At 64.7% G+C, this 13896-nt stretch carries 14 protein-coding genes; 9 read left to right on the top strand and 5 right to left on the bottom strand.

Going from position 1 to position 13896, the window contains the following annotated elements; all coding sequences use genetic code 11:
- The first annotated feature begins 13 nt into the window (after positions 1-13).
- From I3J27_RS26925 to I3J27_RS26905, 5 genes are all read left to right on the top strand, one after another.
- Positions 14-991, top strand: coding sequence for a Bug family tripartite tricarboxylate transporter substrate binding protein (locus I3J27_RS26925; protein WP_270161915.1), 978 nt, complete (start codon positions 14-16; stop codon positions 989-991).
- Positions 992-1022: 31 nt separating this feature from the next.
- The gene (locus I3J27_RS26920; protein WP_270161914.1) at positions 1023-1385 is read left to right on the top strand and encodes a hypothetical protein; all 363 of its coding nucleotides are present in this window, start codon (positions 1023-1025) and stop codon (positions 1383-1385) included.
- Between the two features lie 179 nt (positions 1386-1564).
- Entirely contained in the window at positions 1565-3028 is a 1464-nt protein-coding gene (locus I3J27_RS26915) for a GH1 family beta-glucosidase (protein WP_270161913.1), read from the top strand.
- A 110-nt stretch (positions 3029-3138) separates the two neighbouring features.
- Entirely contained in the window at positions 3139-4371 is a 1233-nt protein-coding gene (locus I3J27_RS26910; RefSeq protein ID WP_270161912.1) for an acetyl-CoA C-acetyltransferase, read from the top strand.
- A gap of 281 nt (positions 4372-4652) precedes the next feature.
- Entirely contained in the window at positions 4653-4955 is a 303-nt protein-coding gene (locus tag I3J27_RS26905) for an HU family DNA-binding protein (protein ID WP_200512102.1), read from the top strand.
- Between the two features lie 72 nt (positions 4956-5027).
- On the opposite strand, the gene I3J27_RS26900 is transcribed toward I3J27_RS26905, so the two are convergent.
- From I3J27_RS26900 to I3J27_RS26885, 4 genes are all read right to left on the bottom strand, one after another.
- Positions 5028-5183, bottom strand: coding sequence for a hypothetical protein (locus I3J27_RS26900; protein ID WP_270161911.1), 156 nt, complete (start codon positions 5181-5183; stop codon positions 5028-5030).
- A 5-nt stretch (positions 5184-5188) separates the two neighbouring features.
- Positions 5189-7588, bottom strand: a complete 2400-nt coding sequence (gene lon / locus I3J27_RS26895; protein WP_270161910.1) for an endopeptidase La — start codon at positions 7586-7588, stop codon at positions 5189-5191.
- A gap of 8 nt (positions 7589-7596) precedes the next feature.
- Complete coding sequence (locus tag I3J27_RS26890) at positions 7597-7980, bottom strand: Hsp20/alpha crystallin family protein (RefSeq protein WP_028142669.1); 384 nt, start codon at positions 7978-7980, stop codon at positions 7597-7599.
- 155 nt (positions 7981-8135) lie between these two features.
- The gene (locus I3J27_RS26885) at positions 8136-8702 is read right to left on the bottom strand and encodes a YciE/YciF ferroxidase family protein (RefSeq protein ID WP_270161909.1); all 567 of its coding nucleotides are present in this window, start codon (positions 8700-8702) and stop codon (positions 8136-8138) included.
- A gap of 163 nt (positions 8703-8865) precedes the next feature.
- On the opposite strand from I3J27_RS26885, the gene I3J27_RS26880 reads away from it, so the two are divergent.
- The 3 genes from I3J27_RS26880 to I3J27_RS26870 all read left to right on the top strand — a co-directional run bounded on the left by I3J27_RS26880 (position 8866) and on the right by I3J27_RS26870 (position 12127).
- Positions 8866-9492, top strand: a complete 627-nt coding sequence (locus I3J27_RS26880) for a MarC family protein (protein WP_270161908.1) — start codon at positions 8866-8868, stop codon at positions 9490-9492.
- A 181-nt stretch (positions 9493-9673) separates the two neighbouring features.
- Positions 9674-10327, top strand: a complete 654-nt coding sequence (locus I3J27_RS26875) for an L-fuculose-phosphate aldolase (protein WP_270161907.1) — start codon at positions 9674-9676, stop codon at positions 10325-10327.
- 12 nt (positions 10328-10339) lie between these two features.
- Positions 10340-12127, top strand: a complete 1788-nt coding sequence (locus tag I3J27_RS26870; RefSeq protein ID WP_270161906.1) for a chloride channel protein — start codon at positions 10340-10342, stop codon at positions 12125-12127.
- 7 nt (positions 12128-12134) lie between these two features.
- On the opposite strand, the gene I3J27_RS26865 is transcribed toward I3J27_RS26870, so the two are convergent.
- Complete coding sequence (locus tag I3J27_RS26865; RefSeq protein ID WP_270161905.1) at positions 12135-12392, bottom strand: DUF2798 domain-containing protein; 258 nt, start codon at positions 12390-12392, stop codon at positions 12135-12137.
- Positions 12393-12700: 308 nt separating this feature from the next.
- Here I3J27_RS26865 and I3J27_RS26860 point away from each other — a divergent pair, with 308 nt between their 5' ends.
- On the top strand, positions 12701-13099 hold the full coding sequence (locus I3J27_RS26860) for a hypothetical protein (protein ID WP_270161904.1): 399 nt from the start codon (positions 12701-12703) through the stop codon (positions 13097-13099).
- Positions 13100-13896: the final 797 nt, after the last annotated feature.

Here is a 13896-nt window from a genome sequence, read left to right as displayed (position 1 = left end):
GGGGAGGAACATCATGTCCGGACTATCCCGTCGTCTGCTGCTCGCCGGCGCTGCGCTCTGCCTCTCTGTTCCGGCCTTGGCGCAGTCGTGGCCGCAGCGGCCGGTGACCGTCGTCGTGCCGCAGCCGGCGGGCAACAGCCCGGACGTGATGTGTCGCCTCATCACCGAAAAACTCTCCCGGACCCTCGGGCAGCCGTTCGTCGTCGAGAATCGTCCGGGCGCAGCAAACCTCGTCGGCACCCAATCGGTCGCCCGTGCGGCTCCGGACGGCTACACGTTCTTGTTTGCCACATCGGCCGCGCTCGTCACCAATCCCTACACGTTCAAGAAACTCCCCTACGATCCCGTCAAGGACTTCGTGCCGGTCGCGATGGCGGCCAGAAGCAATCACGTCCTTCTCGTCAATCCCGACGTGAAGGCCAGGACGCTGCCGGATTTGATCAAGCTCGAAAAATCGGCGCCCGGTTCATTGAGCCTGGCCGTCGACGGTGCCCGCAACCTCTCGGGTCTGATCGCTCAAGCCATCAACAAGAGCGCCGGGACCGGCTTTGTCCTGATCCCCTACAACACGACCACGAATGCGGTACAGGACGCCATCTCGGGGCGCGTCCAGGTGACGATCCAATCGGCGTCCATCGCCGAGGCGTTCATCACCGCAGGTACGCTTCGGCCGGTTGCCGTTGCCGGCGCCAAGCGGATCGACTCCCTGCCGGACGTTCCCGCGATCGCGGAGACGCTGCAAAGCGTCGATCTGCAGGGCTGGTTCATGTTCATGGCGCCGGCCGGCACGCCCGCCGACATCGTCGACAAACTGAGCGCCGAGATCGCACGCGCCCTGGAATCGTCCGACGTGCGTGAGCGAGCGCCCAGTCTCGGCTTCGATGTCCGTATCGGCGACGCCGTGACGCCCGCGGGCGCGAAGCGCTTCCTCGACGACCAGCTCGTCTCGTCCGGCAAGATCATTCAGGGGCTCGGCATCGAACCCGAATAGCGGGACTTGCAAAAAATATCCCGCCTCCGGCATGATGGCCCCGGAGGCTCGCTTCGCTGTGTCATTCAAAAATCCGGACGCAGTCGCTTCGATCGTTGCGGCACTTCGACACGTTTACGGTGACGAAGTCGCGCGCCTCATGCTCGTCGAGGGCATGAGCCTCTCCAATCTGATCGATGCGATGTTTTCCGCGCCCCTGGCACACCGCGAGGCCGTTCGCTCGATCACCGATGGATTGGACGATTTTATCATCTCGCCGGACCTGGGTCTCATGTGGCACCTCCGATACATCTATGGAGATCAGCCCGGTTCCCTGCATGTCGTGGACATGGAGATTGCCACTCCGGACGGGACGCTGGCGAGCAAGGACGTCTGGCTTCGTCTGTCTTCCTAGAGCTGCCCAAGCGCTTGCGCTGAACCGGCGCGATTGTCGCAGCCCGCCGCTTCGCCTGCATCGATATGTTGCCCCGTGGGTAGCGCAATCCTGCATCATCGGATTTCGGTGCCGGCGCTTCTCAAACGGCTTCCGACCCGCCATTGTGCCGCCGAACACTCATCTCGGGGGCAGCATCAATGTCGGATAAGATCTCGCGTCGCCAGTTCGCGAAAATCGCGGGGGTGTCCGCAGCCGGTGTCGCAAGTCCGCTCGAACTCGCCGAGGCCAGGCAGGCAACTGCGCCGCGGGCTGCCGGCGGCTTCCCGGCGGGCTTTCTCTGGGGCACGGCGACCTCGTCCTACCAGGTCGAGGGCGCGGTCAATGAGGACGGGCGAGGGGCCTCGATCTGGGACAAGTTCGTGCGCATCCCCGGCAAGATCGAGGATGGCACCACCGGTGATCGCGCCAATGAGCATTATCACCGCTACAAGGAAGACATCGCGCTCATCAAGGACCTCGGCTGCAAGGCCTACCGCTTCTCGGTGGCCTGGCCGCGGGTGTTTCCGGACGGCGACGGCAAGCCGAATCCGAAGGGGCTCGATTTCTACAATCGGCTGATAGACGAGTGCCTGAAGAACGGCATCGAGCCGTGGCTGACGCTTTATCACTGGGACCTGCCGCAATCGCTCCAGGACCGTTTCGGCGGTTGGCGCTCGGCCGAGACCTGCAAGATTTTCGGCGACTATGCGGGCTATGTCGCCGAGCGCCTGACCGATCGGGTCAGGAACGTGTTCACGCTGAACGAGAGCGGCCGTTTCGTTCCGTTCGGCTACGGCCTCGGCATCGATGCGCCGGGCCTGACGCTGCCGCAGGCCGACGTCAACCAGATCAGGCACAACAGCGCGCTCGCGCACGGGTTCGCGGTGCAGGCGGTGCGGGCGCTCGGCCGCCGCGGCACACGGGTGGGGCCGGCCGAGAACATCGACGTCTGCGTTCCCGCGATCGACACGCCGGAGCACGTCCGCGCCGCCGAGATTGCGCTGCGCGAGATGAATGCCGGCTATCTCAACGTCATCATGACCGGCAAGTACACCGATGCCTTCCTGAAATATGCGGGCGCCAATGCGCCGAAATACACCGACGCCGAGCTGAAGATCATCTCTTCGCCGGTCGATTTCCTCGGCCTCAACATCTACGCGCCGCAGAACTACGTGGTGCCGTCCGACCAGGGCGCGGGCTTCATGCCGTTGCCGATCCCGAAATCATTTCCGCACATGAGTTCCGACTGGCTGCGCATCGCGCCCGAGACGATCTACTGGGTGCCGAAGCTGGCGGCGAAGATCTGGAAGACGGATGCGATCTACATCACCGAGAACGGCACCTCCAGCGACGATGTGGTGACACAAGACGGCAAGATCTACGACACCGACCGCATCATGTACCTGCGCAACTATCTCGCCCAGCTCCAGCGCGCCACCGCCGAAGGCGTGCCGGTGCGCGGCTATTTCCTCTGGAGCCTGATGGACAATTTCGAATGGGTGTTCGGGCTCAACAAGCGGTTCGGGCTCTACCACGTCAATTTCGACACCCAGGTGCGCACGCCGAAGCTCAGCGCCAGCTTCTACCGCAACGTGATCGCGAAGAACGCGGCGGGGGCGTGATGTCTCTCCCCCCGTTCTTGCGGGGAGAGGGCCTGCACTAGCGCGCATTGACTCCCCTGTTCCCCTGATTCAAAACGCTCCCCAACACTCATAACAGGAGGACAACGCCAATGACCGATGCACTCATCATCGATGCCTGCCGGACCCCGCGGGGCGTCGGCAAGGCCGGCAAGGGAGCGCTTTCGGGCATTCATCCCCAGCAGCTTGGCGCCACCGTGCTGCGCGCGCTCGCGACGCGCACCGGTATCAATACCGCCGATGTCGACGACATCGTCTGGGGCTGTAGCGCGCAGGTCGCGACCCAGGGCGGCGATCTCGGCCGCATGTCGGCGCTCGATGCCGGCTATGACGTGCGCGCCAGCGCGGTGACGCTGGATCGTTTTTGTGGCTCCGGCATCACCAGCGTCAACATGGCCGCATCCTCGATCATGGCGGGCGCCGAAGACCTCGTCATCGCCGGCGGCTGCGAGATGATGTCGATGGAGGGACGTCGCGGCGGCGGGCCGATGATGATGGACGGCGGCAATCTGCGCCTGCGTGCGCGGCATCCGCAGTCGCATCAGGGCGTCTGTGCCGACGCGATTGCGACGCTGGAGGGCATCACCCGTCAGGACGTCGATGCGCTCGGCCTTGAAAGCCAAAAGCGTGCGGCGCACGCAATCGAGCACGGCCACTTCAGGAAAAGCCTCGTGCCGGTGCATCGCGAGGACGGCAGCCTCGCGCTCGATCATGAGGAGTATCCGCGGCCGCAGACCACGATGGAAGGCCTGAGTGCGCTGAAGCCCGCTTTCCCCGCGATCGCCGACTATGCGCTCGACGACAAGGGCACGACCTATCGTGGCCTGATCCTGCAAAAACATCCGGACCTAAATATCGAGTTCATGCACCACGCCGGCAATTCGTCCGGCGTCGTCGACGGCGCCGCCGCGATCCTTCTCGCGTCGCCCGCTTACGCCAAGGCGCATGGCCTTAAACCCCGGGCCCGCGTGGTCGCGATGGCCAACATGGGGGACTCGCCGACCTTGATGCTGAACGCGCCGGTCCCGGCGACACGCAAGGTGCTGGCGAAGGCGGGGCTCACCATCGACGACATCGATTTGTTCGAGATCAACGAGGCATTTGCGGTGGTTGCGGAAAAATATATCCGCGACCTCAAGCTCGACCGCGCCAAGGTCAACGTCAATGGCGGCTCGATCGCGCTCGGTCATCCGATCGGCGCCACCGGCTCGATCCTGATCGGCACCGTGCTCGACGAGCTCGAACGGCGTGACCTCAAGCGCGGCCTCGTCACCATGTGCGCGGCCGGCGGCATGGCGCCCGCCGTCATTATCGAGCGCGTCTAGCCTTATTTTACAGGGGTTTTTGCGCTCCTCCTTGCACAAAGAGGCCGCTCGTCGCTTGTCGAAAGCAGCGAATCAGCTTTAGCAAGGCTGCTTGCGGGCCTTTGAAACAAGGCAAAAACCGCTGCCTGAGGCGCCTTCCGCTCTGGAAGCCGCTAAAAAGCAGGGGTTTTTGCCTCAGGGGGCCAAAAAAGCCCGTAAAACCGCGACAAAACTGTGCAGAAGGCTATAGGCCTTCGCCGGTTGGTCTAATATGCAACCGGCAACGAATCAGAGGAGACACGATGCCAGCCCAAATGTCCAAATCGCAGTTGATCGAAAAGATTGCGACCGCCACCGAGCTTTCCAAGCGCGACGTCAAGAGCGTCATGGAGACGCTGACCGACGTCGGTCACAAGGAGCTCAAGAAGAACGGCCTGTTCCTGGTGCCGGGCTTCGCCAAGTTCGTGGTCATCAAGAAGCCCGCGACCAAGGCGCGCAAGGGCACCAACCCGTTCACGGGTGAAGAGATGATGTTCAAGGCCAAGCCGGCCCGGAAGATCGTCCGCGCCCGCCCGGTCAAGGCTGCCAAGGACGCCGTGTCCTGACAACGCGAAGGCCCCCTCGCATGGAGGGGGCCTTTTGTTTGGGGCAGCCGCGAGGGCCTGAGACGGAGGGGCTCAACCCTTGCGGCGCTTCACCCGGACCGGAATCGGTCGAAGCCGCGGCCCCGGTGCCGCCAGCGCATCGCGAACCCGGTCGATGACGCGATCCAGCAGCCGGCGCAGCCGCTGCGTCTTCCGTGACCGCTTCACTTCTTCGAGCAGTTTCTTCATCGCATTCACTCCGCCGCTTCGACCTTCGCATCGACTTGGGCTTCCGCCGGCTCGAGCGCCGCGGCGATGGCCTCGTCGACGCGCTCCAGCCAGATGAATTCGAGGTTGTCCCGCGCGCTCTTCGGGATGTCGTCGTAATCCCGCTTGTTGCGCGCCGGCAGCATCACCCGCTTCAATCCGGCAGCGGCCGCCGCCACCACCTTCTCCTTGATGCCGCCGACCGGCAGCACCAGGCCGCGCAGCGAGATCTCGCCGGTCATCGCGGTGTCGCTGCGCACCGTGCGATTGGTGAGCAGCGAGGTCAGCGCCGTGAACATCGCAACCCCCGCGCTCGGTCCGTCCTTCGGGGTCGCGCCCGCCGGAACGTGAACGTGGATGTCGCTCTTCTCGAACAGCGTCTGATCGATGCCGAGCTGCGAAGCACGGCTCTTCACCAGCGTCATCGCCGCCTGCACGCTCTCGCGCATGACGTCGCCGAGCTGGCCGGTCAGGATCATCCCGCCCTTGCCGGGGACGCGCGAGGCCTCGATGAAGAGGATGTCGCCGCCGACAGGCGTCCAGGCAAGGCCGGTGGCCACGCCCGGAATGCTGGTGCGCTGCGCGATCTCGCCTTCGAAGCGCGGCTGGCCGAGCACGGTGGCGATGTCCTTCGCCGTCACCACGACCTTCGCGGCCGTGCCTTCAGCGACCTGCACCGCGGCGTGCCGGAACACCTTGCCGATCTCGCGCTCGAGGTTACGCACGCCGGCCTCGCGGGTGTAGCCCTTGACGATCAGCTTCAGCGCCTCCGGCTCGATCTCGGCCTGCTCGGCCGAGAGGCCGTTGGCCACCAGCTGCCGCCGCACCAGATAGCGCTGCGCGATCTCCAGCTTTTCGTCCTCGGTGTAGCCGGCGAGGCTGATCAGCTCCATGCGGTCCAGCAGCGGACCCGGAATCTGGTCCAGCATGTTGGCGGTCGCGATGAACGCCACGCGCGACAGGTCGAAGGGCACGCCCAGGTAATTGTCCCGGAACGTCCCGTTCTGCTCGGGGTCGAGCACCTCCAGCATGGCGGCCGAGGGATCGCCCTGCACGCCGCGGCCCATCTTGTCGATCTCGTCCAGCATCATCACGCAATTGCGGCTGCCGGCTTTCTTGATGCCCTGGATGATGTTGCCGGGCAGCGCGCCGATATAGGTGCGGCGGTGACCGCGGATCTCGGCCTCGTCATGCACGCCCCCCAGGCTGACGCGCACGAAGGGGCGATCCATCGCGCGTGCGATGGATTGGCCGAGCGAGGTCTTGCCGACGCCGGGCGGGCCGACGAAGCACAGGATCGGGGCCTTGCCCTGCGGCGCCAGCTTGCGCACCGCCAGATATTCGATGATCCGGCTCTTGATTTTCTCCAGGCCGAAGTGATCGGCATCGAGGATGCGGCGCGCTTCCTTGATGTCGATCGGCTTCTCCGCGGGCAGCGCCCACGGCAGCTCGATCAGCCAGTCCAGGTAGGTGCGGACCACGCCGGCTTCACCGGCGGCCTCGGGCATGCGCTCGTAGCGGCGCAGCTCCTTCTTCGCATGCGCGTCCGCTTCCGGCGGCATGTTGGCCTTGGCGATGGCAGCCGTCAGCTCGGCGACCTCGGCCGCCTTGCCGTCGCCTTCGCCGAGCTGGCGCTGGATGGTCGCCATCTGCTCGCGCAGGATCGCCTCGCGCTGCCGCTCGTCGAAGGAGGCCTTGGTCTTCTGGCCGATCTCGTTGGAGATGCGCAGCACCTCCAGCCGCTCGGCCAGGTGCTTCGACACCTTCTCGACGCGCAGGGTGAGGTCGATGGTCTCCAAGACCTCCTGCTTGTCCTGCGGCTTGATGTCCATGAACGAGGTCGCCAGATCGGCCAGCGCGCCGGGCGCGGTGGTGCTCTGGAACATTGCGACCAGCTCGGGCGGGGCCTGCGGCAGCAGCTCGATCGCCTCGATTGCCTGGCGCTGCAAATTCAGCGCGCGCGCCTCGATCTCGGGCGAGGTCGTGGTCGGCTCGGGAATCTGCTGGATGCGCGCGGCCGGGAACGGCGTCCCCGGCAGCAAGTCGAGGATGCGCGCGCGCTGCACGCCCTGGCAGACGATGTGATGGCTGCCGTCGGGCGCGGTGATGTAGCGCACGATGTTGGCGATGGTCGCGACCCGGTAGAGGTCGTCCGGCCCGGGCTCCTCGATCTCGGGGCTGCGCTGCAGGACGATGCCGACCGGCCGCTGCTCGCGCAGCGCCTGCTGTGCGGCGGCGATGGACTTGGCACGGCCGATCGCGATCGGCGCGATGGCGCCGGGGAACAGCACCATCTCGCGCACGGGGATGATGATCAGCGCGTCTTCGGGGATATTCACGTCAGGACCGTTATTCGTCTGTTCGTTATTCATCTGTTCGGTGGCCATGATCGACCTCAGGATTTGGCGAGGCGCAGTGCGACGCAGCCGTCCATCACGAAGCGGCTGATGGCGTAGCGGCCAAGGGGCAATGCAATGCGGCGCTCAAAACGCCCCTGCGGCAGCTCGAGACGATGGATGCGGGCGTTGCGAAGCTCCGGCGGGAGTGTGCGCTGGCCGGAGACGACGAGCACGCCGTCATGGATGACCGTCTCGACATTGTCGGGATTGACGCCGGGAAGCGCGACCAGGATCAGGAGCTCATGCTCGGTCTCGAGCACGTCGATCGGTGGCTCCCAGCAGGCTTCCTGACGTCCGAACTGCTGGCGCAGCCGTTCGGCGCGGGTCAGCTGGTCCAGGGCTTCGGACAGCATCCAGTCGAGGGGATTTTTGGGTTGCATGATGCGGGCTCGGCGGTGGGAAAGTCACCATATGGGGCTGGTTCCGCGGAAATCCAGTGCGGTGGCGCCGACGTGCCATGCGCCATCGTGCGATCCAAAAAACAAACGCCGCGGCGTAAGGACCGCGGCGTTCTGTCATGGCGCGGGGCACCGCATCAGGCCGCGGCGCGGTACTCTTCTTCCGCTTCGAGGTTGATGACGGAGGTGGCGAGCTCGGTCAGCGTGTGGTCGGTCGCCTCTTCCTCGTCCAGCGTGGCCTGAAGTAGCCGTGCCGCGTCCGGCATGCCGAGCTCCTCGGCCCAGGTGCGTAACGTGCCATAGCGGGAGATCTCGTAGTGCTCGACCGCTTGCGCCGCCGCGAGCAGGCCGGCGTCGAGGGCAGGGGCGTTCTTGAAGTCCTTCATGATCTCGGCGCCCTCGTCGGTGATGCCGTTGATCGCTTCGCACGGCTTGCCGCGCGCGGGCTTGCCCAGCATCTTGAAGATCTGGTCGAGCCGTTTGACCTGGCCCTGCGTCTCGCGCAGATGCTTGTTGAAGGCGGCCGCGAGATCCTTGGAATGCGCGGCCTTGGCCATCTTGGGCAAGGTCTTGATGATCTTGTTCTCGGCGAAATAGATGTCCTTCAGCGTTTCCAGGAACAGGTCGCTCAGCATCTTCGGCGCCTGACGCGGCCGGCGCGCAGCAGTCTTCCTGGTCGTGCGTTTCTTCGCTCGTTTAGCCATAAATCCTCTCCTCATGAGGCGACACGGGAAGGCATGCCCTTCCTCAATCCTCTCGCGATCAAGACTCTGCGAAAGCAATTGTTCCTCGCGGAAGCGGCCGCGAGCAGCTATGGCTTGCCGCCAGAGCCATTCCTGCCTGACACGCCCGCCCGAGACTTGTCCCATGCTCGACTTCGCCCTGTCCGCCTTCGTGACGCTTCTGCTGGTGGTCGATCCCGTCGGCCTTGCGCCGGCCTTCCTGGCCGCGACCGGAGGCATGCCCGACAAGGTCAAGCGCACGATCGCGTTGCGCGCGCCGCTGATCGCCGCCTCGATCCTGGTGGTGATTGCGCTGGCCGGAAACTGGCTGCTCCGCCAGCTCGGGATCGGCATCCCCGCCTTCCAGATCGCCGGCGGACTGCTGCTGTTCGGCGTCTCCTACCAGATGATCTTCGGCGACCGTCCGCATCGCGAGGCCCGCGAGGCCGACAAGGCCACTTCGGAGCATGCCTCCGACGTCGCGGTGTTTCCGCTGGCGATCCCGATGATGGCCGGTCCGGGCGCGATCGCCACCACGCTGCTGCTGACGGGCGATGCCGGCTACGGGGCGAAGCTCGCCATCATCATCGCGATCGTCGTCGCGGTGTGCGCGATTTGCATGCTCTGCTTCGTCTCAGCTCATCTGATCGCGAAAACCCTTGGGCGCACCGGCAATGCCGTGCTTTCGCGCGTGCTCGGCATGCTGCTTGCAGCCTATTCGGTGCAGTTCGTGATCAACGGGATCGCGGCCGTCCGGACGAGCTTTTCCTGATCCTGCGACAATCTGCTAATATGCTGATTTCACGATTGGTTTCTTGATGTAACGGTACAGCCGGCAAGACCGCGCCGGATCCGGCCCGCTTTCGCTTGCACTGCCATATTGGTTTGACGTACTCCCGGTCTAACAAACGCCCATCGCCAAGAAGTCGAGAAGAAGCCGAGACAAAATCGAGATGTCGGTGACAGCGGACGACCTCGCCAAGAGACAGGCCATCATCGACGCCTGCCGCCGCATGAATGCGCTCGGCATCAACCAGGGCACCTCGGGCAATATCAGCGTCCGGCATGTGGACGGGCTTCTGATCACGCCGACCAGCGTGCCCTATGAGGCCATGACGCCCGACCAGATCGTCTTCATGGCGATGGACGGCTCGCATGGGTCCGGCCAGAAGCCCTCCAGCGAGTGGCGCTTTCATCTGGACATCCTGAAGGCGCGGCCGGACGTCAACGCCGTCGTCCACGCCCATCCGACCTATTGCACCATCCTGGCGATCATGGGCATGGAGATCCCGCCGGTGCATTACATGATCGCAGCGGCGGGCGGCGACAGCATCCGCTGCGCGCCCTATGCCACCTTCGGAACGGTGGAATTGTCCGAACATGCGGTACGGGCCCTCGAGGGCCGGCATGCCTGCCTGCTCGACCATCACGGCATGATTGCGGTCGGCAAGACGCTGGACAAGGCGATGTGGCTCGCCGTCGAGGTCGAGACGCTGGCGCGGCAATATCACGGCTGCCTCCAGATCGGGAAACCGCCGCTGCTCTCGAGCGACGAGATCGAACGGGTTCGCCAGCGAATGGCCGGCTACGGCCTGTCGGAAGGGTAGGGCGGGCTGAAGGTGTTCGTGCGGATCAGGCATCTCGTCGATGGCAAGGGGACGAACCGCACCATGGTCCGGCTGCGCGCCCTGCTGCGCAGCAACGAATTCTACCTGATCCCGCTGGCGCTGGTGATCGGCACGCTGGCCGGCGCGATCGTGACGTTGATGGCCGAGATCGCGCAGATCGCGCACGTGGTGATCTACGGCATTCCCATCGACGTCCGCCTCTCGGCCAATACGCGCGTCAGTCCCTGGGCCGCGCTGATCGCGCCCGCGCTGGGCGGGCTCGCGCTCGGTGTCATGGAGTGGTGGCGGCGGCGACTGAAGATCTCCAGCGCGGTCGATCCGATCGAGGCCAACGCGCTACGCGGCGGCAATCTGTCGATGCGCGACAGCGTGGTGGTGTCGAGCCAGACGCTGATCTCCAACGGCTGCGGCGCCTCGGTCGGCCTCGAGGCCGGCTACACCCAGATCGGCTCGGGCATCGCCTCGCTGTTCGGCAAGTTCTTCAACCTGCGGCGCAACGACCTGCGCCTGATGGTCGGCTGCGGCGCCGCTGCCGCGATCGCGGCGGCATTCGGCGCGCCGATCACCGGCGCCTTCTACGCCTGCGAGCTCATCGTCGGCGTCTATTCGGTCGGCAGTGCCGCGCCGATCCTGGCGGCCTCGCTCGCCGGCGCGCTGACCGCGCAATGGCTCGGCGGCGCGCCGTACTCGCTCGAAATTCCCAAGGTCAGTGCCGTCGGCGTCGAACAATATCTGGCGCTGATCGGGCTCGCGCTCGTCACCAGCGGCGTCGGCATCGCGGTGATGCGCTCCTCCTCGACGTTCGAGCGCCTGTTCAAATGGCTGCCGGTCTGGCTGCGCCCGGTGATCGGCGGCCTCATCGTCGGCGGCTTTGCGATTCTCACGCCGCAGGTGCTGGCGGCCGGCCACGGCGCCATGGTGCTCGATCTGTTCCACGACATGGCGATCGGCCTGATCGCGCTGATCATCGCCCTGAAGGTGACGGCCTGCCTGATCTCGCTCGCCTCGGGCTTCCGCGGCGGATTGTTCTTCGCATCGCTGTTCGTCGGCAGCCTGATCGGAAAGTTCTTTGCCGCGGTGCTGCTCCTGATCAGCCCGAACTTCGTGATCGATCCGCTGGTTGCGATGCTGACGGGCATGGCGACGCTCGGCGTCGCCATCGTCGGCGGGCCCCTGACCATGTCGTTCCTCGTGCTCGAGATGACCCGCAATGTCGACGTCACCGCCGTGGTGCTGGCCGGCTGCATCGTCACCTCGATCTGCGTCCGCTTCATGTTCGGCCATTCCTTCTCGACCTGGCGCCTGCATCTGCGCGGCGAGACCATCCGCAGCGCCAACGACGTCGGCTGGCTGCGCAACCTCACTGTCGAGCGGCTGATGCGCTCTGACGTCGGCAAGGTGCCGTCGACAACGACGATCGCCGCGGTCCGCCGCGAATTCGCGCTGGGCTCGCGGCCCGGAATCGTCATCGTCAACAATGCTGACGAATATGTCGGCCTCGTCCTGCTGCCGGACCTGTTCTCCAGCGATCTCGACACCATCGCCGACGACATCCAGGTGATCGAGCTCGCGCGCCTGACCGAGATCGTGCTGATCCCGGAGATGAACGTGAAGAGCGCGATGGCGGTGTTCGACGAAGCCGAGGCCGAGATGCTGGCGGTGGTCGATTCCACCGACAGCCGCAAGGTGGTCGGCTTCCTCACCGAGACCTTCGTCCGCCGCCGCTATGTCGAGGAGATCGACAAGGCGACGCGCGGGGTGTTGGGCGCGCTGTCGTAGGCGCCTTCTATCGGCCCGGTTGAGGCGGGGCCGCGACGACGCAGGCCACGATCCGGCGGACCAGTGGCAGCACCATCAGCAGCGTTGGAAAGGCGACGAGCCATGACAGCCCCCAGGCGCCGGGCCAGGTCGCCAGGAACGCCGGCGTCGCGCCGAGGCTCCGCAGCGTCGAAATGACCGACACCACGGCCGTCATGAGGATGGACAGTACGAATGGCATCACGATCGGCGCATAGCGCGCCGGCAGTTTGCGAACCGCAATCATCTGATTTCTCTCGAAGAAAAGGACGCGTCAGTCACGTTGAACCCTAAAATGGCATCGATTCCGACGGCGTCGGTTGATGCGTTGGTTCACGTAAAACGCTTACGGCGACCGGAAAACGGCGCGGTTGTTCATTAACCGCTCAGGTTGAGTGGCGCAAGCTGGATCAGGTCGTTCGGTTTACAATCGTTCAAAGCGTGGCAGATTGCCGCGATCAGGAAACCATTTCAGCGGTTTGCGTATTATGAATGGTTTGCTTATGTCGCTTTGGGCGAGAACAGAGGCGAGAACAGAGGAAGGTCAAAATCAAAATGAGTGATGGACCGATGATTTCCGCAGCCGGCCGCAACGTTCTATTGGCTGCGTTTGCAAGCCTCGCCCTTGTCGCGGCCTCCGCATCGCCGTCCGCCGCGGCATCGTCCGGGGGCCCCGCCAAGGCGGTTGCCGCAGGTCCGGCCGCTGCGAGTGCAACCGATTTCAGCGCCGCTCGCCGTCACCGCTATTATCGGCGCGGACCGAACGCTGCGGGCCTCGCCTTCATGGGTGCGGCGGCGGGTCTGATCGGAGGCGCCATCGCCGAGAGCCGGCGCCAGGAGTATTACGAGAACCGCTATTATTATGGCGGGCCGCGAACCTATTATGATCCCGGCTATGGCTATTACGGTGGTGGTCCCTACTACGGCGGCCAGCGCTACTACAACCCGTATTGATCGTTCAGCCGATCGTCCCGGGTAGATCATCCCGGGGGTGGTGCCTTGCACCGCCCCCTTTTGGTTCTGGCGTCGCGTCGCCCGGGCTACGCGATCGTGCTGTTTCGCCCGGCTGTCAATCCGCTTGTGCGAAATATTCCACTTTACCGAAATTCGGAAACGGCGTATGTGTCGTCCATCCCGGCTCATTCTTGAGGGGCGATCATGTGATCGTCATTTTCGCGAGCCGGGCTTGCGGTGGACGCAGCAGCGTCGGCACGAAAGGTGGCGGGCGGGGCGGATTGCTCTCCGTGAGCTCGTAACCTCGTGCAGACGAGCGGCGCTGTCAGGTTCGTCTCGCCTGTAAGTTTCCGGCTTTGTCGACAGGGCCGGGAAAACTGCGGCGAACACGCGAACCGTGCGTACGGCAAAACCGTGTGGTCCTGGCCGTCGTTGCTACGGTCAAGCCTTTGCGGAGGCGGCAGTCGCGTCAACCGGCGCGGTGCCGGCGACTTTCGCGAGAGCGAGGGAGGCCAGAACGAACTCGGCTCCCGGGAGAGCATGGCATAAGCCGTCCGACCATCGCGCAGGGAAGGCCGAGTGATTGGCTACACCTGTATGCTGCTGTGCGGTTCTTTTGCGCGTGCCTTTTGCGCAGCGGACCGCGGGTGCTAGATCAGCACCCGGCCTTCCCTGCGCCCTCTTGGATTTGAGGGTGGCGATCAAGCAAAGCTCGGGCGAAATCAGTCGCGAGAATGCGAAGGTGTGTCTGGGAAATCGATGGGTAGAGCACTTGCGAAACCCATCGTGTATCCAGG

The sequence above is a fragment of the Bradyrhizobium xenonodulans genome, assembly GCF_027594865.1.
In the GTDB taxonomy this organism is placed as follows: domain Bacteria; phylum Pseudomonadota; class Alphaproteobacteria; order Rhizobiales; family Xanthobacteraceae; genus Bradyrhizobium; species Bradyrhizobium xenonodulans.
The sequence above is the reverse complement of the archived record's forward strand: the minus strand, read 5'-3'. Positions and strand labels throughout refer to the sequence as shown.

Coding starts and splice junctions, on each gene's coding strand:
- I3J27_RS26905 (WP_200512102.1), top strand. CDS start 4,653: ATGCCAGCCCAAATGTCCAAATCGCAGTTGATCGAAAAGATTGCGACC.
- lon (WP_270161910.1), bottom strand. CDS start 7,588: ATGGCCACCGAACAGATGAATAACGAACAGACGAATAACGGTCCTGAC.
- I3J27_RS26920 (WP_270161914.1), top strand. CDS start 1,023: ATGATGGCCCCGGAGGCTCGCTTCGCTGTGTCATTCAAAAATCCGGAC.
- I3J27_RS26885 (WP_270161909.1), bottom strand. CDS start 8,702: ATGGCTAAACGAGCGAAGAAACGCACGACCAGGAAGACTGCTGCGCGC.
- I3J27_RS26875 (WP_270161907.1), top strand. CDS start 9,674: ATGTCGGTGACAGCGGACGACCTCGCCAAGAGACAGGCCATCATCGAC.
- I3J27_RS26910 (WP_270161912.1), top strand. CDS start 3,139: ATGACCGATGCACTCATCATCGATGCCTGCCGGACCCCGCGGGGCGTC.
- I3J27_RS26865 (WP_270161905.1), bottom strand. CDS start 12,392: ATGATTGCGGTTCGCAAACTGCCGGCGCGCTATGCGCCGATCGTGATG.
- I3J27_RS26915 (WP_270161913.1), top strand. CDS start 1,565: ATGTCGGATAAGATCTCGCGTCGCCAGTTCGCGAAAATCGCGGGGGTG.
- I3J27_RS26925 (WP_270161915.1), top strand. CDS start 14: ATGTCCGGACTATCCCGTCGTCTGCTGCTCGCCGGCGCTGCGCTCTGC.
- I3J27_RS26900 (WP_270161911.1), bottom strand. CDS start 5,183: ATGAAGAAACTGCTCGAAGAAGTGAAGCGGTCACGGAAGACGCAGCGG.
- I3J27_RS26880 (WP_270161908.1), top strand. CDS start 8,866: ATGCTCGACTTCGCCCTGTCCGCCTTCGTGACGCTTCTGCTGGTGGTC.
- I3J27_RS26860 (WP_270161904.1), top strand. CDS start 12,701: ATGAGTGATGGACCGATGATTTCCGCAGCCGGCCGCAACGTTCTATTG.
- I3J27_RS26890 (WP_028142669.1), bottom strand. CDS start 7,980: ATGCAACCCAAAAATCCCCTCGACTGGATGCTGTCCGAAGCCCTGGAC.